This window comes from Caloramator sp. CAR-1 (assembly GCF_030546345.1).
In the GTDB taxonomy this organism is placed as follows: domain Bacteria; phylum Bacillota; class Clostridia; order Clostridiales; family Caloramatoraceae; genus Caloramator; species Caloramator australicus.
This window is the reverse complement of sequence record NZ_JAUONW010000008.1, coordinates 102,948-129,913: the sequence shown is the minus strand read 5'-3', so window position 1 is coordinate 129,913 and position 26,966 is coordinate 102,948. Positions and strand designations below refer to the sequence as shown.

Below are 26,966 nucleotides of genomic sequence, written 5' to 3'. Positions count from 1 at the left end.
GATGTTGTATATTGCAGTTTATTTTTTAACAAACAGGAGGGATATTTATGAAAAAATTCTTAGCTTTAGTATTATCAATGTTATTATTAATTCCATTATTCGCAGCTTGTTCAAAGCAAACAGACAACAATACCAACAGCAACACAAATAACAATACCAACACTGCAACAAGCAAAAAATACAACGACGGCACATACATTGGATATTCAGATGCTACTCCAGAATCTCGTGGCTTTGCCTATGCAGAAGTTACAATAAAGGATGATAAAATAACTGAAGTTAAATTATATGAAGTTAATGAATATGGAAAACTTAAGGATTATTCAACATACCCATTAAAAGAAGCTAAAACTGCAAACGAAGAAATGGCAAAAAGATTCGTTGAAAAAAATTCAGCTGATGTTGATGATTACACTGGTGTAACAAATAGTTCCAAAAAGTATAAGGAAGCAGTTTCAAGGGCACTTGAAAAGGCAAGCAAAGAAAAGGATGGAAAGAAATACTTTGATGGAACATTCCTTGCAACTTCAGATCAATCTGCACAAAACGGCTATGCACTTGCATATGTTACAATTAAGGATGATAAAATAACAAATGTTGTCCTCCAAGAAGTAGGTAAGGACGGCAAGTTTAAAGATTATGCAACATACCCATTAAAAGAAGCTAAGGCTGCAAACGAAGAAATGGCAAAAAGATTCGTTGAAAAAAATTCAGCTGATGTTGAAACAGTTGCTGGTGTAACAGGAAGTTCAAAGAGCTATATTGAAGCTGTTAAAAAAGCATTAGAAATGGCAACAAAATAATTAAGCTGCCCATGTGGGCAGCTTAATTATTTTGCTGAAGTAGTACTTTGCCTTTAAATCCAAATATCAGGATTTAATCGGCATTAACAATAATTTCAAATACATAATTAACATAAACTTAACATGAATTTAACACTTCTTTACTGCAAATTTACTATAATTTAACCTGGTGTTAACTTATTTTTAACAGACAATGGAGGTATAGTATGAGTTGGAAAAACATATTTGAGCTTCTTGGAGGACTTGGCCTTTTTATTTTTGGTATGAAAACAATGGGGGATGGCCTGCAAAAGGCTGCTGGAAATAGGCTCAAAAAGATCCTTGAAACCCTCACAAGAAACAGAGTTTTTGCGATTTTAGTGGGTGCCTTTGTCACTGCAATTATTCAAAGCAGTAGTGCAACAACCGTTATGACGGTAGGATTTGTGAACGCAGGACTTATGGACCTTTTTCAAGCAGCGGGGGTTATAATGGGTGCAAACATAGGGACTACAATGACAGCTCAGTTAATAGCATTCAAGCTTACAGACATCGCCCCATTAGTGCTTGCTATTGGAACTATAATGGTTATGTTTGGAAAAAGAAAAAGAACGAAGGATCTTGGTGGAATAATTCTCGGTTTTGGTATGCTCTTCGTTGGAATGAAGATAATGGAAAAATCTATGAGGCCACTGACTGAACTTGATGAGTTTAAAAATTTGATAACTACCATCGGACAGCATCCAATAATGGGGGTTTTTGTTGGACTTGGAATGACAGCAGTTGTTCAAAGCAGTAGTGCAACAATCGGAATTTTACAGGCTCTTGCAGGGCTTAATGCAATGCCTCTTGCTGTTGCTCTTCCGATACTATTTGGTGATAATATAGGAACTTGTGTTACAGCTCTTCTTGCAAGTATTGGAACAAGCAAAAACGCTAAAAGGGCAGCCCTTATACACTTAACATTTAATATCATAGGAACTATAATATTTATGCTTATACTTCCTGTTGTTGTAAAACTAATCCCTGTATTAGGTGGGGATATTAAAAGACAAATAGCAAATGCCCATACTATGTTCAATATAACAAATACTTTAATACAAGCTCCATTCATAGTTTTTCTTGTTAAATTTGTTAATTGGTTAATACCAGGAAAAGAAGACAAGGAAGATGTCATGACATTAGAACATCTTGATAGAAGACTTTTAGAAACTCCATCAATAGCTGTGGGACAGCTTGTAAAAGAAGTTATAAGAATGGGTAGATTAGCATCTAAGAATCTTTCAACTGCAATAGATGCTATTATAAACGAAGATGAAAATGCTATAAAACAAGTGTTCAACACAGAAGAAGTCATCAACTTCCTTGAAAGAGAAATAACTGGCTTCATGGTTGCTCTTTCAAATACCTCTTTATCAGAAGAACAATCGGAGCTTGTATCTGGGCTTTTCCACGTCGTAAACGATATAGAAAGAGTTGGAGACCATGCAGACAACCTTGCTGAACTTGCTCAATATAAGATTGATAACAAGCTCCCATTCTCAGAGTCTGCAATATCGCAGCTTACAAAAATGTATGAAACAGTTAAATTTGCTATCGACTCATCAATTGAGGCTCTTGAGAATACTGACTTTATAAAGGCAGAAGATGTAATCGAAACAGAAGGGAAAATAGATGAACTTGAAAAAAGATTTAGAGAAGATCATATCGATAGATTATCAAGGGGAATATGCAACCCCGTCAGTGGAACTGTATTCCTTGATATATTAAGCAATCTCGAAAGAATAGGCGACCATGCTAACAATATCGCACAAATGGTCCTTGATCAAAAGGAAGAGCTTTATGCCTAATGTTGGTTTATAGCACAGTATATTCAATATACTGTGCTTTTTTATTTCTTCAATAAATTAATTATAATATTAATTTTTTTAATTTTTAGTTTAATTTTTTTAATATATATATTGATTTTTTTAATATAAGTGCTATAATAAAATCAAGGATGGTGAAAATATGGGATACAAGATAATCACTCGTTGTCCTGTTTGCGATTCTAAATTAAAAATCACAAGACTTAGCTGTAAAAAATGTGGAACTACAATTGAGAACGAATTTGAACTTTCTAATCTCTCATATCTAACCAAAGAACAGCTGGATTTTGTAGAAGTATTCATAAAATGTAGGGGAAATATTAAAGATGTTGAAAAGGAACTTTCCATATCCTATCCAACTGTTCGTTCGAAACTCGACGAAGTAATTTTAGCCCTTGGTTACCCTATCAAACAAAAATCTGAAAAGGAAAAGGACGTCCTTGATATGCTGGAAAAGGGTGAAATAACACCCGATGAGGCTATTAAAATGTTAAAGGATTAATTAAAGAGGGGGGATATTATGAAGGATGAAATTTTAAGGATTTTAAGTATGGTAAGTGATGGGAAGATATCTCAGGAAAAGGCAGCAGAACTTATCGATGCCCTTTATCAAAGGGAAGAAAAAAGCAATAATGACTATGACAACAAAATTCTAAAGGTTAAGGTTCTATCCCATGAAGGTGACAATGTAAACGTAAACTTTCCAGTAAAGGCAGCAAAAGCAATCTTAAAGGCTACAGGGAAATTCCCAATAACAATGGGTGATCAAATCACAAATATAGATATGAATGCCTTAATTGAAGCTCTTGATGCCTCTGTGATTGGGAAAATAGTGGATGTAAAAAGCGCAGAGGGCGATATAGTTGAGGTTACCATTGAATAGGTGATATTATGAAAATTTTTATTAAAACTCCAAAATCAAAATTTACTATTCCAATTATTTTACCTATATCTATTATTAAACTCTCCCTTAAGTTAGGTAAAAAAGTTGCAAGCAAATATCTTGACGAAGAAGATCTAAAATATGTAAATTCTTTAGATTGGGATGCTCTATGTATAGCCTTTGATGAGCTTAAAAAATATAAAGGTTTAGAGCTTGTCAATATAGTAAGTCATAGCGGTGAAAATGTAAAAATCATAATATAAAAGTGAGGCAAAGAAATTTTCTTTGCCTCACTTTTATATAAAAATCTAATGGGGGAACATTGTGAATCTTAATATAAACAACACAGCTAAGACATAAATAATAGGATGCACTTCTTTACCTTTACCTGTAACTATTTTAACTATTGGATAGAATATGATTCCTGCTGCTATACCGTTTGCAATGCTATAGCTAAAGGGCATTATAGCAATTGTAAAGAAGGCTGGCAGTGCCTCTGTAAAATCGTTAAAATCTATATCTTTTACTGCTCCCATCATAAGAACTCCAACTATAACAAGGGCTGGAGCTGTAGCCTCTGAAGGAACAATACCTACTACTCCGCCAAAGAATAGCGAAAGTAAGAATAAAACTCCAACTGTAAAGGATGTAAGTCCAGTCTTTCCACCCTCTGAAATGCCTGCTGTTGACTCTACATATGTGGTTACTGTGCTTGTTCCAAGCAGAGCACCACAAGAAGTTGCAACTGCATCTGCCAGGAGAGCTTTATTCATGTTTTTCATTCTTCCATTCTCATCTAGCATATTAGCCTTTTGTGCAGTTCCTACTAAAGTTCCTATAGTATCAAACATATCAACTAAGCTAAAGGATATAACCACCATTATAACACTGCTTATTGCACCAACAAGACCTGCTCCTCCTACCCCTAAAAGTCCTCTAAAATCAGCCTTCATAAATGTTGGTGCAAGGGATGGAGGCATACTTAAAATCTTAACTCCAGAAATATTCGTTATTCCCATTGGAATTCCTATTATCGTAGTTGCTATTATTCCTATTAAAATAGAACCTTTTACCCTTCTTGCCATTAATATAGAAGTTATTATAATTCCAATCAAAGTTAAAAGGGCATGCTTATCTGTAAAACTTCCAAAACCAACAAGAGTGGCAGGGTTGTCTACAACTATACTTCCGTTTTTTAAGCCTATTAGAGCTATAAAAAGTCCTATACCTCCTGATATAGCAAGCTTAAGATTCTTAGGAAGAGCATCAACAATCTTTTCCCTTAAAGATGTTACAGTAATTATTATAAAAAGGACACCTGAAATAAACACTGCCGCTAAAGCTTCCTGCCATGTGTAACCAAGATTTATACAAACACTGTAGGTAAAGAAGGCATTAAGCCCCATACCTGGTGCCTGTGCAAAGGGCACATTTGCATAAAGAGCCATTATAAATGTTCCTATTGCTGCTGAAATTGCCGTTGCTGCAAAGACGGAAGCTACAACCGGATCGTTTATAGCATTAAAACTTGCCGCTGCATCGCCGATGGCTCCTTGGCTATTCATTCCTGCAAACTTAAGTATATTAGGATTTACAAATATAATATAGGCCATTGTAATAAATGTTGTAATTCCTGCTAAAATTTCAGTTTTAGCATCCGTTCCAGCATCACTTAAATGAAAAATCCTCTCTAAGAATCCTTTTTTTGTTGCCGTCGTCATCACAACAATCCCTCCCTAACAAAAATTGCCATCTAGCTATGGAGAGCTAGATGGCAATACCCCCTAGCTCATCCATAGTCGAAGGGTTTACGGCCCCTCGGTAGAGACTCCTAAGCCATATCCTTAGGATTATATGGATGGCCTAAATCACATTTACTATAATATCATGGCAACTAAAAATAGTCAACTTTTTTTATTGGATTTTATGTATAGTTCGTTAATGTATAAAATTTATAAAACATAATTTATTGTATAATTCGTATTTCTTAGTCATATCTTCTCCATATACCATTTATTGCTTTCCACCTCCCATCTTAGCTCTATTGGGTCCTGCCTCCCCTCTACCAAGCATATATAAATATAGCAATCCCTTAAGTTTCTCCTTTCCTTGAAGACTTTAATTACCTTGTTTATCTTAATATTGCCCCTGCTTGATGATATAAACATAGGGTTTACATTATTCTTTTCAAACAAGACTATTGCATCTACAATTTCTCTAACCATCTTCATATCTGTCCACCACCTTTGTTGTAGGATTGCATAGGAATCCACTCCTCATCAGAAACTATTTTTATCATTCTATAGCTTTCATTGGTTAAAAGCTTTGCTCTTATGACGGAATTATATCCATATTTTTCTCTAATCAAGTCTATGCATTTGTCTATTTTTTCATATTTTATTTTTTTGTCATCATCAAATATACTTATCTGCTTAAAATCATCGCACCTTTTAAGCCCTGTTATTCTAACACCTAAAAGCCTTAAAGGTCTTCCATCCCAAGTTTCATTAAATAGTTTCATGGAAGATTTATATATTTCATATGTAATATCCGTAAAAAAACACAGTTTTCTCTGTCTTATTATTGTTGTAAAGTCTGAATATCTTATAATAATTTCAATGATACTTCCTTCCAGTCCATGTTCTCTGAGCCTTTTACCTACACTTTCAGAAAGAGCCATTAAAACCTCGGATGCTTCCTCCATATTAACAACGTTCCTCGGCGTAGTTATGGAATTACCTATGCCTTTGATTTGCCTTGAATTAGGGTTTACTTTAGAGTCATCTATTCCGTTAGCAAATTTCCAAAGGTATCTGCCAACCTTTCCAAACTTATCTTCTATAACAGACATAGGCATATTGGCAAGATCGCCTATTGTAAATATACCAATATTATTGAGTTTTCTTTTCATTCTCCTTCCAACGCCAAACAAATCTTCAACTGGAAGGGGCCATATTTTTTCTTTAATATCCTCCGGTTCTATTACCGTTGTAGCATCAGGCTTTTTAAGGTCCGAAGCCATTTTAGCCATAAGTTTACAATAAGAAACACCTATGCTGGCTGTTATCTTAAGTTCCCTTTTTATCCTTTCCCTTATAGTATCGGCAATTTTTTTAGCATCACCAAATAGCCTTTCACACCCAGTAACATCTAGCCAAGCCTCATCAATGCTAAATACCTCAACATCCGGAGTATAATCCCGTAAAATGTCCATTACTCTATTAGAATAATCCATGTAGTCTTTAAAATGAGGTTTAATAAAAATAATATTAGGACATAAATTTCTAGCCTCCTGAATTGTCATACCGGTTCTAATACCAAATTTCCTGGCTTCGTAAGAGGCCGTTAATATAATGCCGTTTCTTTTGTCCTTATCTCCTGCCACTGCAATAGCCTTCCCCTTTAAACTTTCATCCTTCGCCTCTTCAACAGAAGCATAAAAAGCATTAAGATCTACATGCAAAATCCTTCTCACATCACCACCACCCGAACATTTGTTCGCATTTATATTATACACCTTTTTTTAAAAAAATAAAAGAAAAAAAGAGGCTAACGCCTCATTTTAAAGGTGTATATGGAATTGTAGATGATTTTGGATATCGTGTTCTGTCAAAGCTATGGTCAATTAAAATCTGATTATCAGTGACGTTAAAATATCTATAGGAAATTATATCCATTTCGCCACCGTTAACAACAGGATCATCAAAAGTAACATCAACATGATACCACTGCCCATCCAACTTTACTAAGTTCCAAGCATGGGGGACTCCATTTGCAAAGCCATAAACTATCTTATTTTCAATTCCCGCCATTCTCAAAAGTATATTAAAAGCCGTAGCATATCCATCGCAGACAGCAATACCTTTTATGAGAGCTCCATAGGATGTATGGGATTCATCTGGAACAGTATTTTTTATAACATTTGCATAATCATATTTGGTATTACTTACAAGATAATCATGAATGGCAAGTTCCTTTTCATATTCCGACATATTATCATTGATTATCCTGCTTAAAATATCCTTTGCCTTTATTTCTACATGCTGACGCATATATTTAATATTATTCCTTGGGAAGGTATAATTTATTAAGACCACAACATTTGAACCAAAAGATATATATCCGTAGGATTTAATATAATATAATTCACCATAATCCTCCAAAACCTTAGTTATATAGTCAAAAACTATACTTGGTTTTTCAAATATCATAGCATCGGCAAACTGAAGATAAATCCTGTCGCTTAAATTATAAAGTTCATCTTTAATAGCATTATATAAATCTGACCTATTTTTTAAAACATATTTTTGACTAGGATACCTATACTGTGATAAATCATTATATTTAAAAGTAAAATCTACTATAACTTGATTTGGAATCAAACCATGCTGATATACCTTATAGGAAAAACCAGTTAAAAAGAAACTTGAACTTGATAAATCTAAAGAGTCTATTATCCTTTCAAAATTATAGTTTTTTGTATATCCGTTTATCTTTATAGATGTTGAAGTAATTCCAGATTTTATTACTTTAAGCAAAATATCATCAAATTCTCTCCTTGTGTTTGCTACATAATTTGCATCCTTATATTTAACATAAATATAAGTTAAATTCCTTGATTTCTTCACCGTTTTTACGTTCGTTACTATATACTTTGCATTCTTATACGTCAACATTATTTTTTTCACATTTCCATTTATATTAAATTTTGTATAATCATAGCCAGATAATTTTATGGTATTTTTTTTGTGCAGGAGAGAATATTTTAATGAGTCATAAAACTTGTTATAATATTTATTTGATGATGCTTTAATATCTATATTAAATAGAAAAAAGAATATAAAGCAAAATAAAAACACCCTTTTTTTCAAATTCCCATCTCCTTAAAGCATAGGTTTAAAACTATTTTATATTGAACCTCCCACGACTAAAGTCGGGGGATTCCTGCTTCATCAACCTCGTAACCTACTATCTCCACAGGCGTTAATTCGGGTAGTCCCTACCCTACTGTTTTTACTTATGCTATACCTAATATCCTCTTTCCTTCTTTTAATATATTTTTACTTGCATTTACATCTCTATCATGGACTGTCCTACATATTGGACATTCCCACTCCCTTACGTTTAAGTCTTTTACTTCTTCATTTTTATAACCACATACATTACATATTTGACTTGATGGATAAAACATATCTACTTTTACTATTGTTCTTCCATACCATAATGCTTTATATTCAAGCATGTTTACAAATTTTGACCATGCTACATCTGATATGGACTTTGATAGTTTGTTATTTCTTAACATATTCTTAACCTTTAAGTCCTCCAAAATTATAACTTGGTTTTCGTTTATAATTTTAGAGGACAACTTTTGCAAAAAATCTTTCCTTTGGTTTCTTATCTTCTCATGTATTTTGGCTACTTTCTTAGCTTGTTTCTTAAAGTTATTGCTACCTAATTGTTTTTTAGAAAGCTTCCTTTGTTCCTTAATAAGTCTTTTTTCTAACTTTATAAGATATTTAGGATTGGATATTTTGTTGCCTTCACTATCTATCAGAAAATGCTTTACTCCTAAATCTATACCGATTACTTTGTTAGTTTTAGACTTTTCTGTAGTTTTTTCTATACTACAACAAATTGAAACAAAATATTTCCCCGTTGGAGTTCTACTTATAGTTGCATTTAGTATTTTACCCTCTACTTCCATTGATTTTACAAACTTTACCCAGCCTAATTTGGGTAGTTTGATTTTGTTTCCTTTAATTTCAATGTTGTTATTTGTAAATGTTGTTCTATAGCTTTGGTATTTACATTTCTTTGACTTAAACTTTGGATAATTTGCTCTACCTTCAAAAAAATTCTTAAATGCTTTGTCTAAGTCTTTGAGCGAATTTTGAAGTGCAAACTTATCTGCTTCTTTTAGCCATGTATTAGTTTGTTTAAGTTTAGTTAAGTCAGCAGAACATTTGTTATAATTAAATGTTATCCCTTTAGTTTTATATTCTTCTTCTCTTTTAGCAAGGTAGTAGTTATATACAAACCTAACACAACCAAAGGTTTTATTTATGAGCTCTATTTGTTGTTTATTAGGATAAAGCCTAAATTTAAAAGCTTTTTCCATACTTTCACCTCATAGTTATTGTAACATATGTTGTTACACAAAACAAACTTTTAACTAATATAAGTTGTAATACACAAATAATATATGTTATTATTAAAGCGTCCTTACTCATGACTAAAGTCACGAGTGTGCGGACACTTTCTTAATCAAAACTGAGAAGGTTCAACTGGAATTTGTAGATAATTTATTTTACATATTTTACTAAATAATTATCACACAAAACGCAATTATAATCAACTACTAAAGAGGTGAAAAAATGGGAATTTATGTTGATATAGATTTAGATTTTCTAATAAAACCCATAAAACAAGAAGGTGAAAACAACAAAAGATTATATAAAGGTGAAGGCTGTTTTATAGATGATATTTATAACTTTGTATCCAACCTACAAAACCATGGTTTGCTAAACTCAAAGGAAAAAAAATTTTTTACAAACCATAAAAAGTCCTACACATATTGGTGGATAAAAAGAACTACAAATAATACCGTAATCCACATCGATGCCCACAGCGACCTTTATAGAAATAAACAAAAGGATCTTACCCTATTAAGGGATTTAGATATGAACTGCGACGACTATATGTGGTATGCCATCAGGGACGGTTTTATAAATGAAATTTACTGGGTTGTTCCTGATAATTCATATGATTTAAAGGACGAGAAGGTCTACAAAAAATTTGTCCCTCAAAATCTCTTAAAATCATTAGTAGTTGAAGAAAATCTAATCCACTATACCTTTGATGTTTTAACAAGGGTTGGTGAACAAACTATAGATTATTTTGTATTAACCTTTGATAAGCTTCCCTATTTTGAAAATATCGACCTTATAACAGTCGCAACATCACCTGAATTTTACTCTGAAAAGGCAGATGAATATATTTTTAAGGCTTTATATCTTTTGGGAGCTAAGGAGGAGGAAATTGAAAGGATAAAAAATTTTCACCTAGATATAACAAAAGCACCCTAAGGGGTGCTTAAACTATTTTTTTAGGCTCCTCATGTAAGAATTCTACTATTTTGTTATTCTCATCAACAAGAACAATCTTAGGCTTTAGGTTTTTTGCTTCCTTTTCATCAACAAAGCAATAGGCCATTATTATAATCTTATCCCCTGGATGAACAAGCCTTGCGGCTGCTCCATTAAGGCAGATATCTCCTTTACCTCTTTCACCTTTAATTACATAGGTATCTAGCCTTTTACCATTATTTATATTAACTATTTGGACCCTTTCATTTCCCAATATTCCTACCGCATCCATAAGATCTTCATCTATGGTTATACTTCCTACGTAGTTTAAATTGGCTTCAGTGACAGTAGCTCTGTGTATCTTAGATTTTAACATATTTAAAAGCATAGTCATCCTCCTTATGCTCTAACAACTGTATTATCTATTAACCTTGTTTTTCCAATCTTTACTGCAAGAGCTATTAAAACTTCTCCTTCTACTTTATCTACAGGCTTTAAATTTTGATTGTCGACAAATTCCACATAATCTATTACAGCATCCTTTGAGGTTTTAATTAAATTTACCATCTCATCCTTTATCCTTTTTACATCCCTTTCACCATCTATTATCATTTTCTCCGCAAGCTTTAGGGATTTATAAAGAACAAGGGCTTGTTTTCTTTCATCTTCATTAAGATAGGTATTCCTTGAACTCATAGCAAGGCCATCCTCTTCCCTAACTATAGGGCAAGGAACTATTACTACATCCATATTCAAATCCATTACCATTCTTTTAATTACCGCAAGCTGCTGAGCATCTTTTTGCCCAAAATATGCCCTTGTTGGTTTTACAATATTAAAAAGCTTAGTTACAACCGTTGCAACGCCTCTAAAATGTCCTGGCCTTGAGGCACCACAAAGCCCCTCAGTTAAGTTTAAAACTTCAACGTATGTTGAATAGTTTTCTCCATACATATCCTCCCTCTCGGGAATAAACACTATATCGCATCCTGCTGCTTCACATATTTTTTTATCCCTTTCCTCATCCCTTGGGTATCTATCGTAATCCTCATTAGGGCCAAATTGAGTGGGATTAACAAAAATGCTTACTACAACAATATCATTTTCCCTTCGTGCCCTTTCTATAAGGCTTTTATGTCCATCGTGAAGATATCCCATGGTAGGAACAAATCCAATAGTTTTTCCTTCCTTTAAAAGCTCCTTTGCTTTATTCTGCATTTTTATTACACTTCTTATTATTTCCATCCTTAAACCTCCTAATAAAGCCTTTTTATTTCTTCCACTATGTCTTTGTCTATTTTAAATGAGTGAGAATCCTCTGGGAAATCTCCCCTTCGAACCTCCTCAATATATTCCTTTATTGCTCCCTTAATTTCATCGCCAAGATTTCTATATTTTTTTACAAATTTAGGAACAAAGTCGCTGAAAAGTCCCAGCATATCGTTAACAACAAGTATTTGTCCGTCGCAGTATTTACCTGCACCTATTCCAATAGTAGGGATTGATATGGATTCCGTAATTAATTTTGCAACCTCATCTGGAACTGCCTCTAAAACAATCGCAAAAACTCCTGCGTCTTCTAAGTATTTTGCATCATCTATGAGCTTTTTTATACTCTCCTTAGTCTTTCCTTGAACTTTGAATCCCCCAAGCATATTTACCGACTGAGGAGTCAATCCAATATGGCCCATAACCGGAATTTGAGCCTTTATTATCGCCTTTACCTTATCTAAAACCTCAATTCCACCTTCTAGTTTTACAGCATGACATCCTCCTTCTTGAATTAACCTTCCTGCATTTTTTATAGATTCTTCAATTGATATATGATAGGATAAAAAAGGCATATCCCCAACTATAAGGGCATTTTTCGCCCCTCTTGCAACTGCCTTTATGTGATGAACCATATCATCGACGGTAACTGATAAGGTGTTTTCATATCCAAGAGCCACCATACCCAATGAATCACCAACTAAAATCCCATCTATCCCTGCTTCATCTATAAGTTTTGCCATAGAATAATCATAGGCCGTAAGCATAGTAAGCCTTTGTCCCTTTTGTTTTGCTTCTTTAAAACTTGATACTGTCCTTTTCATATTTCTTCACTCCTTAGTAAAAATTCTATTTCATCAAGATTTTTTGCCTTTTCATCATCACAAGATTTCTCCCTTTCAATACCAAGGGCAACAAGTCCGAGTTTTTTATAAATATCCTTATACTCCCTTAAACTCTTTAAATGCATATTTATCGTTTTATAATCCCCTCTAACAATAGGTCCCGTCAAGGCATCCTCTATCCCCTTTTCCTTTATATTTAAAAGGGCCCCCTCCATCAAGGGATAAATAGCATCTATAATAAATTCTTCCTTGATTCCACATTCTAAAAGTAAATCTTTAGCAATTTTTGATATGGCAACTAAATAGTTTGACGCAAAAACTGCCGCTGCATGATACTTTGCCTTATCTTGTTTGTTCAAAAGAAAATATTTTATCTCTGACTTGCCTAAAAATTCCTTTATATTCTCTATATTTTCCCCTTCTAAGGAAAATATAACTTTATTCAATTTGTCATAACAATTTTTATCTGTAAAGGGGTATAAGGGATGAAGAGAATATGAATCTACGCCTAAGTCCCTGCTTCCATTAAAAACATCAGAACTTAGGCATCCACTCATGTGAAATATTTTCTTTCCTTTGATATTGAATTTCTTAAGATTTTCCCAAACTTCTGATATGGCACCATCCGGTGTTGTTATGAATATGTAGTTTGATTCCTCTGCAAGTTCCTGAATTGAAAGAACACTAGACTTAGTAAACTCAGCAGCCTTTCTTGCTGAGTCTTCTGTCCTGCTAAAATACCCTGTAATTTTAAAACCCTTTTCATAAAGATAGCGTCCAAAGGCAGAACCTACCTTTCCAGCGCCAATAAAACCGATTTTCATATAAAACACCTCTTTTTATAAAGTCCCACTCCAAAAGGATGTAGGCTAAAATTATTTTAGCATTTTTTTTTATAAACAACAATAAAAATTCCCTTTAATAAAGTAAAATATTATTGTAAAATAAATACAGTAAAAGTTTGAGGTGATGATATGAGAAGAAAAAGGAAAAGCAAAAGTCCTTTAAGATATATAATCCCATTAACATTTATTTTGCTATCAATCCTTGCATATTTTCTATTTTTTTTCCCAGTTGACATCGATTGTGGTCTTGTTGCAGAAAAAAAGGAACTTAAAAATTATTACAGATTAAAAATAATTTATGATAAAAACATAAAATGGGTAAACATAAAGAAAAAGGATTTTATCGATGCGGCAGCTTATAAGATAAAGTTAAAGGGGATTAGAACTGTCTATTTTAAGCCTTTGAAATCAATATCAGGCAAGGTATATTCTAAAGATATAAATAATATAAATATCGATGACACTATATATAAAATATCCCAAAATATAAATTATTATATAAAAGACAACGATAATTATAAATTAGCCAAAAAAAGCTTTTTAATAGTTGGCCAATCGAGTTATCAATTTATATTGGATGAAGATACTATTAAAGCAATTATCCTTACCGAATTCCCTATTATAGATAAAATACGAGTTGGTCTATCAACCTATAACTTTTCCTCCTATGACCATAACCTTATTACAATTACATCCAAAAAAGGCTTTAGGATATATTCTAAGGACTTTGAAATAGATGTTAAGAAAAAAGAAATTGCAAGCTTTAGAGTATTAGGCAATAAAATAAAAATACTTATTGAATCTCCTAAAGATTCTTATCAAAAAAGAAAGGACATGATAATAACCGATAAAAGGATTTTCATTTCATCTGAAAATCCTGTGTTTATTACATCCTTAAAAAGAGAAAACGGATATACTCCCGAATATTATGGAAATTTAGAAATATTCCTAAAGGACAAAAGCCTTAGAATTATAAACGAAATAAATATAGAGGATTATTTAAAATACGTCGTCCCATCTGAAATGCCTGGATACGGCGGAATAGAAGGATATAAGGTTCAGTCGGTGGCAGCAAGGACCTATGCCCTATCTGAAATACTTGGTGGAAGATTTTCAAAACATGGTTTTAATATAGACGATACAACGCAAAGCCAAGTTTATAACGAAAGACCTACAAACGATCTTTGTATTAAAGCCATAGAAGAAACTAAAGGAGAAGTTTTAACTTATGATGGAAAAATCATAGACGCTAAATATTATTCAACCTCCTGCGGTTTAGGTGCAGCCTATGATGAGGTCTATCAAGAGGTTAAAAATTACAATCCAAAGCCATACTTAGATTTTAACAATTATACCGATCAGAATATAAGCGAAATATCCTCAGAAGAGAATGCCTCAAAATTTTTCAAGGATTGGACCGTTAAAGCTATCGATTCCTCTTCTCCTTATTTTAGGTGGAAGGTGTCCATCGATTATAGTGAACTAAATAAAGCAGTAAGCGAAAATATATATAATAGATATTTAAAGGATCCGGATAACATTAAGGAAAAATGGTTCCTTAACATATATAAAAAGGCAACATTATCCGAAGAAGGTATAGGAAAAATTAAGGATATTTATATATCAAAGCGTAGCAAAAGCGGAGTTCCACAGGAAATGATTATAATTACCGATAATAAACAGTATAAAATAATTGGTCCTTCAAATATAAAATTTATCATAACTCCAAAGGAATTTGATATTGAAACTATTTCTGGGTTAAAACTTAAAAATATTAAAAGTCTTCCTTCACCATTCTTTATAATAGATAGAATATATGGTCAGACACGAATTAAAAGTATAACCATATTTGGCGGTGGATATGGCCACGGTGTCGGAATGAGCCAATATGCTGCAATGAATCTTGCAAATTCAGGAAAAACATATCAAGAAATTCTAAATTACTTCTATAAAAATATTAAAATTCAAGACATTAACGAAGCTATAAAAAGCAGTATGGAATAAGGCACCTATTAAGGTGCCTTTATTCATTAATCTCAATAGAGGTTTTTTGCCTGATTTTTTCAACTATAGCTGCATAATTTAAAGAATAATACATAATATATGCCAAAACCATTGCAGATAAAGCATCGTAAACGTAATGTTGTTTTATAAAAAGGGTAGATAAAATTATGGAAAAGGATATAACTGAAGATGTAATTTTTAATTTATATGAGATATTTTCTTCTCTGTTGATATAAACTGCTGCTAAAAAGGAATCTAAAACATGAATGCTCGGAAAACAATTATATGGGTTGTCCCTTTTATATATAAAATTTACAGCCTTTATAAATATATCGTCCCCCTTAAGTAGAGGCCTTGGAACAGTTGTTGGAAAAAAATAATATATAACAAAACATAAAGCCATTCCTATTATTATTCCAGAAAGAAGCTTAAAGTATTTTTTCCCGTCTGTTACAGCAAAATACACAAAGACAACAGCCATATAAATATACCAATAAAGATAGGGAACTACAAAATATTTATTAAAGGGGATTATAGTATCTAATGCTGTTTTAAGATGATATACCTTCCCCCTATAGTTATTTAAAATAACATAAATCTTTGTAAGTCCTCCAATGGAAAGCAAAAACAGCAACCTTAAAGCTATTTCTTTATAATTTGTCTTGACCTTTTCTACTATCCTTTCCATAACCATCATCCTAAATTTTCAGCTTATATTATAATATACCACTTCTTCCCTCTTTGTGCAAATAAAAAGGCTAATATATCAGCCTACACAAACATCTTTTTATATTTATATCCAAGATAAATAGTATAGATCGATGTAAAGAGCATTATAATACCTAAAATGGTTGAGATTATAAAAAGTCCCTTAACAAATTCTAAGGATCTTCCATAGGTCTTTGAAAGATCTAATAAAAAACTATTAAAATTATTTCTAACAAGATAGGCATTTCTTATAATAATAACTGAATTTAAAATTGATATCGGCATAACTGATAACCCTAAAATAAGTCCGTTTAAGCTTCTTTTTCTCATTCCCTTTAACCCTAAAAATATAGGCAAAATCATAAGAAGAGGGAGTAAATAAGAAAGATACTGCGGGGCTAATAGCATAAAGAGCATACTGGTTATAGTAAAGCTCAAAGTAATCCTTCTTAAAGGCCTTATGTTATCGTTGAAATCATAAACTGCAGCATTACAGTATCTTATAAAAAGCTCCAATTTATTTTTAAAATCCTTATCCTCCTTTAATAAATCCTTCCCCATATTTAGGATGCTTTCATAAATTATCCTTTTTTCTTCTTTTACTTGAAGTTCTTTATAACTTTCCTTTATAGCGTCAATATCCTTTAAATATTTATCGCTATTTTTTAAATTACTCCTTTGAAGTTTTATTTTAATATCATCTAAGAGCTTTAATAAGTTTTTATCCATATAATCCCTCCAAAAAATGCCTCCCTTTTGGGAGGCATTTTATTATTTGCTATGCTTTAAAAGTGAACTTAAAGTAACACCAACAGCTACTATAATAACACCCCAAGCTAAAATCATGAAGGTTAATGCCGCACCTGACATATTAATCCCTCCTTACGAGGACTCTTCCCTCATAAATTTCCTGTCCATATTTCTTGCCGATATTTCTATAAGCCTGAATAAATCCAATGATTAAAACTGCAAACATTACAAATCTTGCAGCTAAAACCCATGGAACAAGTTGTGGTGTCTTTTCAACAAAGCTTGGTATCCACTTGAAGTATCCAGCCTTAAAGTAGTCTCTTGTTGAGAAACCAAGAAGTATTATTATTGAAACCGGAGTCAAGAATTGGATAAACACGTTGTAGAAGGTCTTTGATACCTTCCAGAAGCTTCCCTTGTTCATTTCTTCAAGTCCTTTTAATCCAAGAAGCCATCCAGTAACTATTACTTCAAGAAGTCCAAGAACTACAAGAAGATAACTTCCAACCCAGTTGTCAAGCTCTGTAAGGTATGCAAGGTCAGCTGTTTTTGTAAGGATTGGTTCAAGTCCAACTGGAAGTCCAAATATAATGTATATTACAAATACTAATACCGAACCTACTCTTCTTGGAACTCCAGCTTCCTCTTCAAGGAGGGCAACTAGATAATTATACATAGCTATAGCACTTGTAAAACCTGCAAAGAATAGTAGCAAGAACCAGAAGGTTCCAAATATTTGTCCTCCCGCCATTTGTCTGAATATATTTGGTAGGGCTATAAAGGACAAACCAACGCCCGCTCCTAATCCTTCAGGTCCTAAGAAGGTATAAGCTATAGGAATTGCGATTGTTCCGCCCAAAATAACCTCAGCAAGCTCATTTAATGAAACCGTTGCAAGTCCTGAAAGAACTATATCATCCTCAGGCTTTAAATAGGATGCGTAGTTTTGGATAATTCCCATACCAAGGGACAATGTAAAGAAAATCTGTCCTGCTGCAGCAAGGGCTGCTGTCCAGTTAAGATCCTGCCATCTTGGTGACCAGATATAGTTAAGTCCTGCAATTGGAGTCCATTCGGGCTTAACTGGGGCACCAAGGGTTAGAGTTCTTATTATCAAAATAATACCAAACACATAAATAGTTGGCATCATGAATTTTGCCCAAGCTTCAATACCTTTTTGGATACCCCTCATAACTGCAAATCCTAATACAGCAAGGGCAATTAGCCAGAATACCATAACCTTTCCTGGACTTTGGATATACTTAACGAAATATTCACCAGTATTTATAGCCTTATCCATATAGCCGCCTGTTGCAGTTTCAAAGGCATATCCTAATGTCCAACCAATTATATGATTGTAATATGAGTTAAGAAGAACAGTAACTCCAAGGGCTAAGGCACCAGCAAGTCCACCAAGAATCCTTGCAACCTTTGGATTTGCGCCTTCCCTTGCCTGAAGGTAAACCATTGGTCCTAATGTTCCATGACCATATTTACCGCCATACCTTCCTTGATTCCACTCAACAAGCATTAGAGGAATACCAAGAAGTATAAGTGCTGCAAAGTATGGAATCATGAAGGCTCCTCCACCGTTTTTTGCAGCCTGGTAAGGATATCTCCAGAAGTTTCCAAGACCTATCGCATTACCAGCCATTGCCAATATTAGTCCTAATTTGCTTCCCCAGTTTTCTCTTTTTTCGGACATTTACATCCCCCCTGACTATTTTTTAAACTTAAAAATAATAATACTTCATTTTTCAGAATAATTCAATATTTAAAATTTGTAAAATTTTATTAATTAAACTACTTTGTTACGAAAATAACGTCAGAAAATATCAAAAGGGGGGCAGAATATGTTCGTCAAGTATGCATAATTCTCTTAAAAATCCCGATGTTTCAAATATTTGTTATACTTTTTTAGTAAATATTTAATTTATAATATTAATAAAAATTAAAAAAGATGCTAAAAAGTTAACATTATAAATCTATTTCTAACTTTAAACATTTACCTACCACTGTGAAAGATTTAACATCTAAAGTTTCAGTTTTTAAATCATTGCCATGACTTACCAATAATACTTTATTTGCATCAAGCCTTTTTAACTGCCTTATCATTCTTTTTTTATCAATCTCTATTAGACATATAGAGTTATTTTCTATTTCAGAGGTTTTAAAAATCATTATATTATCTCCCTTTAATATCCTAAATCCCCTCATTGAATCGTCTGGAGCCTTTATGAAAATTATTTTCTCAGCATTATATCCCTCAATCTTTTTATCGATTATAGGAAGCATTTTGTATTCATATATCTCTTTAAAATAAACATCACACACGGGAATTTTCTTTAATATATTTGAAAAAGCCTCCTCCATCTCTTTATTTACTGGAAGGTTTTCATAATCCTTTATATTTTCAACTGGTTCAACAACTTCATCATATAAATCTTCATTCAAACTAACATTTAGCAATTTCTCAATCCTTTTTATCATATCCTCGCTAATTATTTTTTTCCCCATTTCTATTTCCATTATATAGTTTGGAGAAACACCAAGCTTTTTAGCAAGTTCTTTTACACTGATTGAAGATCTATTTCTTGCCTCTTCAATTCTTTTACCTATCCTATTCATATCGTCACCCCATTTTTGTATTTATTATTCTTATTATAACAAAAAATAAAAAATTTATTTATAGGGCAGCTTTATAATAAACTCGGTTCCCTTATTCAATTCGCTTTTTACTGATATTTCACCGTTATGCATGTTAATAATCCTTTTTACAATAGAAAGGCCAATACCAGCTCCCCCTGTTTTTTTATTCCTTGATTGATCTACCCTATAAAATCTTTCAAATATATATGGTAAATCTTTTTTAGGAATTCCTATACCATCATCTTTTATTCTAATAAAAACGCCTTCACTAGTTCCTTTGAGCTCAATATAAATTTTGCCACCTTCCCTTGAATATTTAATTGCATTTGATAACAAATTTATAATAACTTGTGTGATTTTATCTTTATCTGCATATAAAAACACATCTTCAAGGTGAGTTTCTAAAACTAATCTTTTATCTAAAAGACTTTTTTCGAAATTTAAGGTTATGCTCTTTATCAAATCCCTTAAATTTAGTTCATGTTTTTCAATTCTTTCCTCGATTTCATATTCTGCAAGAAGTTTAATATCCCCGATTAACTTATTCAATCTTTCTATTTCCTCAAGACAGCTTCTTAATCTATCCTCTGTCGGCTGCCAAATCCCATCAATCATAGCCTCCACATGGCTCTTTATGGTTGTTATGGGCGTTCTAAGTTCATGAGATATGTCCTGGGTTAATCTTTTTCTTAATTTTTCCTGTTCATCAAGCTTTTTTGAAAGTAAATTTATTGCGTTGATTAATTCATCTATCTCCAAAATTTCAGATTTATAATCTAAACTTTTAAATTCCCCCCTCGACAGTAAGTTCGTAGAATCTGAGACTTTCATAATTGGAGTTGCTATACTCTTAGAAATCAAACTACCAAATAAAAGTGCAAATAGTATAGCTAAAATAGAAACAACAATAGAAACCCCATTTAAGGTATTTAAGAACATTATATCATTATCTGTATAATAGTAGGGGCCATAATATCCTATATATAAAGTTGCAATAAATTGATCCTCTGAGTAGATTTTTTTTATTTCCTCCTTATATCCACCATTAAAATTTGGATACCTTTTCATCATAATTTTTGAATAATGGTCAAGTATATTTTGGCATTGCCCGCTATTGTGAAGATGAGCATCCCAAATAACTCTCCCCTGATTATCTACAAGCTTTAGTATCATACCATTTTCTAATGCAGATACACCTATGCTTTCAATGGATTTTACGTCCCATTTTCCGTCTTTATATTCCTCTTTAACTGAATTCAAAATCTCTATTGTTTTATTATTTATGTTATTGATAATATAATCCCTAAACTGCCTTTCCAAAATATAATTAGTTAATATAATAATAAGAAGAATACTAAAAATGCTAAGCATTAGATGAGACAAAGTTAATTGCCTTTTTAAGCTTTTTTTCATTCTATTCACCACCAAATTTGTAACCTAATCCTCTTATCGTTTTTATATATTTGGGGTATTTAGGGTCCTCCTTTAACTTGTGCCTTAAATTCTTTATATGGGTATCTATTGATCTATCGTATCCGTCATAATCCATTCCAAACACGTTGTTTATAAGCTCCTCCCTTGTAAAAACCTTTTTTGCATTTTTTGCCATATTAATTAGTATCTTAAATTCTGTTGGTGTCAAATCTATTTCCTCCCCATTTAATTTAACTCTGCGTCCTTCACAGTCTATTTCCAAACCTTCATAAATTATTAAGGGTAAAACCTCATCCTTTGACCTTTTAATAAGTGCCTTTACCCTTGCAACAACTTCCTTGGGGCTAAAGGGTTTTGTTACATAATCATCTGCTCCAATATCAAATCCCTTTAAAATGTCCTCTTCCATAGACTTTGCTGTAAGCATTAATATAGGAACTTTTGATTCTTTTCTTATCCTTTTGCAAACCTCCTCCCCTGTAAGATCAGGGAGCATAAGGTCAAGTATTATTATATCAGGCTGTTTTTCTAAGTAAGCCTGTAACCCTTTAAGTCCTGAAGCTTCTGTAAATACAATATATCCTTCCTTTTTTAAATAAGCCTCTAAAACATCGACTATTTTATATTCGTCTTCAATTATAAGCACCTTGTTCATGTGCCCACCTCCTAAATTTATATTAACCTAATTTTATGAACTTTTGTTGAAGATTCTTCATAAAAAACACACAAAAATTTATTAATATGTTTTTGGAGGTGGTAAGATGGGATAAGAATCCATAGAATCAAAGTCAACGATATGACGTGTTCCTCATGTGAAAGGAAGATAGAAAATGAAATAAGAAAACTTGATGGAATCACTTTTGTTAAGGCAAGCTATAAAATGGGAGATGTTACTGTCGAGTTTGATGACTCACTATGTAATCTTGAAAAGGTTAAAATTGCTATCAAAAAGGCTGGTTACAGCGTTGAAGTCGATAACGTAGAAAAAATTTTAGAACTTGTTGTATTAATCTTAATCATGGTTCTTTTATACAGGCTTTCCAATATGTTTAATATAACCTCCGCCCTTGAAGGGGAGGTAACATATTTAATCCTATTCATTATTGGAATATTTACATCCCTCCATTGCGTAGGAATGTGCGGAGGAATAATGCTAAGCCAAACCTTCAATTTCCAAGGAAATAGTAAGTTTTCAAGGTTTACCCCAGCAATTTTATACAATTTAGGTAGAGTCATTTCATATACAATACTGGGTGGGATAATAGGAGCTGTTGGTTCTATTTTTAGTCTAAGTCCTTATGCAAAGGCGTTTATAATGGCTTTAGCTGGCATCTTCATGATAATTATGGGGTTAAATTTTTTCGGGATAAAATTTTTAAGAGGGATATTATCGCCTGTCCACATTAAAGGAATCAAAGGTGGCAAAACCCCATTTATTGTTGGTTTATTAAATGGATTTATGCCCTGCGGTCCCCTTCAAGCTATGCAGCTTTATGCCCTTTCAACAGGAAGTTTTATAAAGGGTGCACTGTCAATGTTTGTTTTCTCCTTAGGAACCATTCCTATTATGTTAACTTTAGGCATTATATCCTCCTTAATTAACAAAAACTCCTCCCAGAAAATGTTTAAATACAGCGGTATTTTTGTGATGGTTTTAGGATTTATAATGCTATCAAGAAGTTTTGCCCTTGCTGGAATTAATATAAACCCATTAAAATATACTGCGCCAAACACTAAAGCTTCAGTCTCACAGTTCGAAAATGATGTCCAGGTAATAAGAATGGATGCCACATATAGCGGATATAATCCTAATGTTTTCATAGTTCAAAAGGGGATCCCTGTAAAATTTATAATCAACGGAAAAGAATTAACATCCTGCAACAATGCAATAGTTATACCCTCTTTAGGAATTGAAAGGGAGCTTACAAAGGGTGAAAACATAATTGAATTTACCCCACAAGAAGAAGGGGATATTGTATTTAGCTGCTGGATGGGGATGTTAAATGGAGTGATAAAAGTTGTAGATGACGTTTCATCAGTAAATCCTTCTGATGTTGTAATTCCAAATCAATTTGGCGGCGGCTGATGTTCAAACTAATGGCTTGGAAAGCCATAAAAAATGCGGCATAGCGCCGCTATTTTTTATAAATTATTTCTTTTTTCCTAAAGTATTCTTCCTCTGAGATTTCACCATTTGCAAGTTTTTTATTTAGTATCTCTAACACATCGTCTTTATTAGGCTTAAATTCAGGTCTTTTTAATATGAAATAAATGCCTATTATTAAAACAAGCACTAAGGCCATCATCATAAAAAACATGAAAAATGGATAACTTCCACCAAGTCCATATCCAAATAATCCTCTACAAAATCCTCCAAACATTTAATCACTTCCTTTCATCTATTAGAATAAATGCTACAACACCAATCAATATTAAGAATATCAAAATCATAAATTTCACCTCTTGATGGTATTGTAGCAAGCATATGTGGAGAAATTATGTAGTTTTTATTCATTTATTATTTTCAAATAAAATTTTCTAAGTCGCGGTCCATCAAATTCGCAAAAATATATCCCCTGCCATGTGCCAAGCTTTAGGTTTCCGTTTTCTATTATAACAGTTACTGAAGAACCAATAAGTGATGCTTTTATATGGGCATCAGAGTTTCCCTCAATATGCCTAAATTTTTTAAGGTTTGGAACGATTTCATTAAGGCCATTTATCATATCGATTGTAACATCTGGATCTGTATTTTCATTTATAGTAACCCCTGCTGTAGTATGGGGAACAAAAATTATTGCTATTCCATTTTTAACTCCAGATTCTTTAACTGCTCCTTTTATATAGGAAGTAATGTTTATAAATTCCTCCCTTTTGTTAGTTTTAACATTAAATTCCATAGTTATCCTCCTTGTAAATATTTTTTTGTAAAATATAATAATATTATAGAAGCATAAAAATCAAATCATTAACAAAAAATTAATACTTTTTCCACCTTTTCTTCAATTTATAATTTTAATATAAGGCTTGGAGGTGGGAGCATGAGGAAAAATTTTAAGATTATATTTACTACTGCATTAATTTCTTCTTTATTAACAACAAGTATTATGGGTTCTATATTTTATTTTGGATTTTACAATAAAACTAATAAAAATTATACACCCTATCAACCTATTAGCACAAATTATACCCTTACAACATCCCAAAACATAACAAATACCAATACAGGCCTTACTATTCCTCAAATAGTAAAAAAGGTTTCCCCATCTATTGTGGCAATTAGAATGTCCATAACAATTCCAAATAGAATAAATCAAGTAATGTCACAGAATAAATCCGAAGGTTCAGGAATAATTTTTGATAAGAATGGATATATAATGACAAACTACCACGTTGTAGAATACGCAGACCCTAAAAATTCTTATAGTAAGTATACTACATTAGAGGTGTTTTTACCAGATGGAAGACAGGCTAAAGGTAAGTTTATAGGTGGAGATAGGAAAACTGATCTTGCAGTAATAAAGGTAGACCTTAGTGATCTTCCTGTTGCTGAACTTGGGGATTCAAGTAGCATTGAAGTTGGAGAGCTTGCAGTTGCAATAGGAAATCCCTTAGGTCTTGATTTTGCAGGTTCAGTAACAGCAGGTATTATAAGCGCTGTAAACAGAAAAGTCCAAATAGATGATAGAACATTAAACTTGATTCAAACCGATGCCGCAATAAATCCTGGAAATAGTGGTGGTGCGCTAGTAAACTCAAAGGGACAAGTAATTGGAATTAATACTGTAAAAATATCCTCAACAGGCCTTGAAGGCTTAGGCTTTGCAATACCTATTAACGACGCAAAACCAATAATAGATCAGCTTGTTATGTTTGGATACGTAAAAGGAAGACCATTTATAGGAATATCCGGAAGAGAAATTACTGAAACTATTGCAAAAATGTATAATATTCCGCAGGGTGTCTATATTATAGGCGTAACTCCTAATACGGGTGCATATAAGGCAGGAATACAAGCAGGCGATATTTTAATAAAGCTTGCAGGGCAAGAAATTAAAAGCCTTAAGGATGTAGATGCTGTAAAATCTAGATATAAAGCTGGGGATACAGTTGATGCAGTAATATATAGAAATGGGAAAAAGATAGCTTTAAAACTTACCTTCAGTGAAGAAAAATAAGAAAGAGGGGATTTCCCCTCTTTTAATTTATACTTCAGGTAAATTTTCTACATCGTCAAACCTGTTTGAGCCTAAAACTGAATGTATTGCTGGATGTCCATATTCATCAACGCCTAAAATAGCACCTTTTATTTTTCCTTCTTTAACCATTTGGGCAGCTTCGCTTTGACTTACTATCTCTCCACTGTTTAGCTCATAAGATATAATTTTGCCTTCATTATCCCTTAAAACTTTAACAATCTTTAACATATTATCCCTCCTAAGCCTTAATAAATGGCTTTAATTTTATTATTCCCTATAATTTTTATTTGACAGCATAAAAATACTTTGCAAAAATGGTAATAGGTAGTAATTTAAAAGGTTTCTAAGGAAATTAATATTCTCCTAAATCTTTAGACAAACTTTTTATCTTATTTAAAACCCTATTTTTTTCTTGCCCGTTCAATATCTTTGGACAATAATCATTTATATTTTTTGTTGACGATATAGAGCAAGGAATAATATTTATCTCAGTTCCCAAAGTTTTATTTTGGGAACTAAATTTTATTTTTATATTTAAAATGACAGTATCAAAATCCCTTGGCTTTCTATTTCCTCCATAGCAAAAATTTCCTAAGCTATAAGCAATGTATTTGCCTTTATAATTTTCAATTCCTTGAAGAACATGGGGATGATGTCCTAATATTAAATCAACACCATTATCGATTAAAAAATGGGCTATCTCCCTTTGAATTTTATTAGGAAAATATTCATTTTCTTCGCCCCAATGAAAGGTAACTATCAAATAATCGCAGTTTTTTCTTACTTTTTGAACTTCCTTTAATAAATAAGCTTTATAACTTTTAACGTTTAATTTTTCTAAACCAAACAATTTATAACCTAATATTCCTATTTTTATTCCCTTTACATTTTTGATTAAAATTCTTCCATTGCCATACCAATCTAAGCCATTTGACTTTAGAGCAGCCAATGTATCCTCGTATCCCTTTTTCCCATAGTCATAGATATGATTATTGGAAAGATTAACAACATCAACATACCCTTCCTTTAATATTTTTGCGTATTCCTTTTTGCCTTTAAAATTGTAGCTAATCGAAGCATTCTTTATCTTTAAATCCTTTGAATTTGTAAGGGGTCCTTCAAGGTTGGCAATTGTCAAGTCATCCTTTTTAAATAATCCTCTAACATTTTTAAAAAAATAAGAGTAATCCTTCTTTGTATCAAATATATAATCAAAACTATACTTATAGTCCTGACCATAATAATTACCAAGAGTGCAATCGCCAATGGCATTTATATTGATTTCTTTAATATCTTCAAATCCTAAAAACAAAAAAATAATTAATGATATAATAATTCTTTTCATAATTACCACCTTTTTTATATTGCATTTTCTTTAAATATATTATATAATACTTTTGCATTCCCCCCAGGGGTATAATTTTGTAGGAGGTGTGTTTTATGAAAAAAGCTTACGTTGATCCTAATATATGCGATAGATCACCATTCTGTCCTGCAAAAAGGGTTTGTCCAGTTGGAGCAATAACACAAGAGGTAAAAGGCTTTTTTGGTGCATCAACACCAAAGGTAGACCCAAACAAATGTGTTGGTTGTGGAAAATGTGTGCAAGTATGTCCACATAGAGCTATAAAAATGGCTTAAT

General features: G+C 32.5%; 29 protein-coding genes and 1 riboswitch. Of the genes, 10 read left to right on the top strand and 19 right to left on the bottom strand.

The window, feature by feature from the left end; translation table 11 throughout:
• Positions 1-47 precede the first annotated feature (47 nt).
• The 5 genes from Q3V94_RS02460 (at position 48) to Q3V94_RS02440 (ending at position 3,796) form a co-directional block, all read left to right on the top strand.
• Positions 48-803: an FMN-binding protein gene (locus Q3V94_RS02460; RefSeq protein ID WP_008909978.1), complete on the top strand. Its 756-nt coding sequence runs from the start codon at positions 48-50 to the stop codon at positions 801-803.
• Positions 804-1,009: 206 nt separating this feature from the next.
• Positions 1,010-2,632 carry a Na/Pi cotransporter family protein gene (locus Q3V94_RS02455; protein ID WP_303524927.1) on the top strand — a complete coding sequence of 541 codons (1,623 nt, stop codon included), beginning with the start codon at positions 1,010-1,012 and terminating at the stop codon, positions 2,630-2,632.
• 160 nt (positions 2,633-2,792) lie between these two features.
• Complete coding sequence (locus tag Q3V94_RS02450) at positions 2,793-3,152, top strand: DUF2089 domain-containing protein (protein ID WP_008909981.1); 360 nt, start codon at positions 2,793-2,795, stop codon at positions 3,150-3,152.
• Positions 3,153-3,170: 18 nt separating this feature from the next.
• Complete coding sequence (locus Q3V94_RS02445; protein ID WP_008909982.1) at positions 3,171-3,533, top strand: hypothetical protein; 363 nt, start codon at positions 3,171-3,173, stop codon at positions 3,531-3,533.
• 8 nt (positions 3,534-3,541) lie between these two features.
• On the top strand, positions 3,542-3,796 hold the full coding sequence (locus tag Q3V94_RS02440; RefSeq protein ID WP_008909983.1) for a hypothetical protein: 255 nt from the start codon (positions 3,542-3,544) through the stop codon (positions 3,794-3,796).
• A gap of 45 nt (positions 3,797-3,841) precedes the next feature.
• Here Q3V94_RS02440 and Q3V94_RS02435 read toward each other — a convergent pair whose 3' ends face one another.
• The 5 genes from Q3V94_RS02435 to tnpB all read right to left on the bottom strand — a co-directional run bounded on the left by Q3V94_RS02435 (position 3,842) and on the right by tnpB (position 9,654).
• Positions 3,842-5,254, bottom strand: a complete 1,413-nt coding sequence (locus Q3V94_RS02435) for an NCS2 family permease (protein WP_008909984.1) — start codon at positions 5,252-5,254, stop codon at positions 3,842-3,844.
• Between the two features lie 55 nt (positions 5,255-5,309).
• A riboswitch (purine riboswitch) is annotated at positions 5,310-5,411 on the bottom strand.
• Between the two features lie 113 nt (positions 5,412-5,524).
• The gene (locus Q3V94_RS02430; protein ID WP_008909985.1) at positions 5,525-5,764 is read right to left on the bottom strand and encodes a hypothetical protein; all 240 of its coding nucleotides are present in this window, start codon (positions 5,762-5,764) and stop codon (positions 5,525-5,527) included.
• A complete protein-coding gene (locus Q3V94_RS02425) occupies positions 5,761-7,008 on the bottom strand; it encodes a DNA polymerase IV (protein WP_008909986.1) in 1,248 nt (415 codons plus the stop codon). The genes Q3V94_RS02430 and Q3V94_RS02425 overlap by 4 nt, the downstream gene beginning before the upstream one ends.
• A gap of 82 nt (positions 7,009-7,090) precedes the next feature.
• On the bottom strand, positions 7,091-8,404 hold the full coding sequence (locus Q3V94_RS02420) for a transglutaminase domain-containing protein (RefSeq protein ID WP_051004432.1): 1,314 nt from the start codon (positions 8,402-8,404) through the stop codon (positions 7,091-7,093).
• 146 nt (positions 8,405-8,550) lie between these two features.
• Positions 8,551-9,654: an IS200/IS605 family element RNA-guided endonuclease TnpB gene (tnpB, locus tag Q3V94_RS02415; RefSeq protein WP_303524922.1), complete on the bottom strand. Its 1,104-nt coding sequence runs from the start codon at positions 9,652-9,654 to the stop codon at positions 8,551-8,553.
• 256 nt (positions 9,655-9,910) lie between these two features.
• On the opposite strand from tnpB, the gene Q3V94_RS02410 reads away from it, so the two are divergent.
• The gene (locus Q3V94_RS02410; protein WP_008908313.1) at positions 9,911-10,621 is read left to right on the top strand and encodes a hypothetical protein; all 711 of its coding nucleotides are present in this window, start codon (positions 9,911-9,913) and stop codon (positions 10,619-10,621) included.
• 7 nt (positions 10,622-10,628) lie between these two features.
• Here the strand turns inward: Q3V94_RS02410 and panD are convergent, their stop codons facing one another.
• The 4 genes from panD to Q3V94_RS02390 are packed head-to-tail and all read right to left on the bottom strand — an operon-like array spanning position 10,629 to position 13,559.
• Complete coding sequence (gene panD, locus Q3V94_RS02405; protein WP_303524921.1) at positions 10,629-11,009, bottom strand: aspartate 1-decarboxylase; 381 nt, start codon at positions 11,007-11,009, stop codon at positions 10,629-10,631.
• 11 nt (positions 11,010-11,020) lie between these two features.
• Entirely contained in the window at positions 11,021-11,866 is an 846-nt protein-coding gene (gene panC, locus Q3V94_RS02400; RefSeq protein ID WP_008908311.1) for a pantoate--beta-alanine ligase, read from the bottom strand.
• Between the two features lie 11 nt (positions 11,867-11,877).
• Positions 11,878-12,714, bottom strand: coding sequence for a 3-methyl-2-oxobutanoate hydroxymethyltransferase (gene panB / locus Q3V94_RS02395; RefSeq protein ID WP_008908310.1), 837 nt, complete (start codon positions 12,712-12,714; stop codon positions 11,878-11,880).
• A complete protein-coding gene (locus tag Q3V94_RS02390) occupies positions 12,711-13,559 on the bottom strand; it encodes a Rossmann-like and DUF2520 domain-containing protein (RefSeq protein WP_008908309.1) in 849 nt (282 codons plus the stop codon). Before Q3V94_RS02390 ends, panB begins: the two co-directional genes overlap by 4 nt.
• A 150-nt stretch (positions 13,560-13,709) precedes the next feature.
• Here Q3V94_RS02390 and Q3V94_RS02385 point away from each other — a divergent pair, with 150 nt between their 5' ends.
• On the top strand, positions 13,710-15,584 hold the full coding sequence (locus tag Q3V94_RS02385) for a SpoIID/LytB domain-containing protein (RefSeq protein ID WP_303524919.1): 1,875 nt from the start codon (positions 13,710-13,712) through the stop codon (positions 15,582-15,584).
• Positions 15,585-15,603: 19 nt separating this feature from the next.
• On the opposite strand, the gene Q3V94_RS02380 is transcribed toward Q3V94_RS02385, so the two are convergent.
• The 6 genes from Q3V94_RS02380 to Q3V94_RS02355 all read right to left on the bottom strand — a co-directional run bounded on the left by Q3V94_RS02380 (position 15,604) and on the right by Q3V94_RS02355 (position 21,780).
• Positions 15,604-16,272, bottom strand: coding sequence for a phosphatase PAP2 family protein (locus Q3V94_RS02380; protein WP_008908307.1), 669 nt, complete (start codon positions 16,270-16,272; stop codon positions 15,604-15,606).
• 83 nt (positions 16,273-16,355) lie between these two features.
• Positions 16,356-17,021, bottom strand: coding sequence for a hypothetical protein (locus tag Q3V94_RS02375; RefSeq protein WP_008908306.1), 666 nt, complete (start codon positions 17,019-17,021; stop codon positions 16,356-16,358).
• 142 nt (positions 17,022-17,163) lie between these two features.
• Positions 17,164-18,747: a sodium-dependent transporter gene (locus tag Q3V94_RS02370; protein ID WP_303524918.1), complete on the bottom strand. Its 1,584-nt coding sequence runs from the start codon at positions 18,745-18,747 to the stop codon at positions 17,164-17,166.
• Positions 18,748-19,019: 272 nt separating this feature from the next.
• Positions 19,020-19,670: an XRE family transcriptional regulator gene (locus Q3V94_RS02365; RefSeq protein ID WP_008908304.1), complete on the bottom strand. Its 651-nt coding sequence runs from the start codon at positions 19,668-19,670 to the stop codon at positions 19,020-19,022.
• Between the two features lie 54 nt (positions 19,671-19,724).
• The gene (locus Q3V94_RS02360; RefSeq protein ID WP_008908303.1) at positions 19,725-21,104 is read right to left on the bottom strand and encodes a cell wall metabolism sensor histidine kinase WalK; all 1,380 of its coding nucleotides are present in this window, start codon (positions 21,102-21,104) and stop codon (positions 19,725-19,727) included.
• 1 nt (position 21,105) lies between these two features.
• A complete protein-coding gene (locus tag Q3V94_RS02355; RefSeq protein WP_008908302.1) occupies positions 21,106-21,780 on the bottom strand; it encodes a response regulator transcription factor in 675 nt (224 codons plus the stop codon).
• A 111-nt stretch (positions 21,781-21,891) separates the two neighbouring features.
• On the opposite strand from Q3V94_RS02355, the gene Q3V94_RS02350 reads away from it, so the two are divergent.
• Positions 21,892-23,211 (top strand): sulfite exporter TauE/SafE family protein, encoded by a 1,320-nt coding sequence (locus Q3V94_RS02350; protein ID WP_341350034.1) that lies wholly within the window; start codon positions 21,892-21,894, stop codon positions 23,209-23,211.
• Between the two features lie 49 nt (positions 23,212-23,260).
• On the opposite strand, the gene Q3V94_RS02345 is transcribed toward Q3V94_RS02350, so the two are convergent.
• The gene (locus tag Q3V94_RS02345) at positions 23,261-23,506 is read right to left on the bottom strand and encodes an SHOCT domain-containing protein (RefSeq protein ID WP_303524916.1); all 246 of its coding nucleotides are present in this window, start codon (positions 23,504-23,506) and stop codon (positions 23,261-23,263) included.
• A gap of 126 nt (positions 23,507-23,632) precedes the next feature.
• A complete protein-coding gene (locus tag Q3V94_RS02340; RefSeq protein WP_008908299.1) occupies positions 23,633-24,025 on the bottom strand; it encodes a secondary thiamine-phosphate synthase enzyme YjbQ in 393 nt (130 codons plus the stop codon).
• Between the two features lie 141 nt (positions 24,026-24,166).
• Here Q3V94_RS02340 and Q3V94_RS02335 point away from each other — a divergent pair, with 141 nt between their 5' ends.
• Complete coding sequence (locus tag Q3V94_RS02335) at positions 24,167-25,303, top strand: S1C family serine protease (RefSeq protein ID WP_008908298.1); 1,137 nt, start codon at positions 24,167-24,169, stop codon at positions 25,301-25,303.
• A gap of 27 nt (positions 25,304-25,330) precedes the next feature.
• On the opposite strand, the gene Q3V94_RS02330 is transcribed toward Q3V94_RS02335, so the two are convergent.
• A complete protein-coding gene (locus tag Q3V94_RS02330; RefSeq protein WP_008908297.1) occupies positions 25,331-25,552 on the bottom strand; it encodes a DUF3892 domain-containing protein in 222 nt (73 codons plus the stop codon).
• Between the two features lie 124 nt (positions 25,553-25,676).
• Entirely contained in the window at positions 25,677-26,669 is a 993-nt protein-coding gene (locus tag Q3V94_RS02325; protein ID WP_303524915.1) for a CapA family protein, read from the bottom strand.
• Positions 26,670-26,764: 95 nt separating this feature from the next.
• Between Q3V94_RS02325 and Q3V94_RS02320 the strand changes: the two genes are divergently transcribed.
• Positions 26,765-26,965 carry a 4Fe-4S binding protein gene (locus Q3V94_RS02320; protein ID WP_008908295.1) on the top strand — a complete coding sequence of 67 codons (201 nt, stop codon included), beginning with the start codon at positions 26,765-26,767 and terminating at the stop codon, positions 26,963-26,965.
• Position 26,966 lies beyond the last annotated feature (1 nt).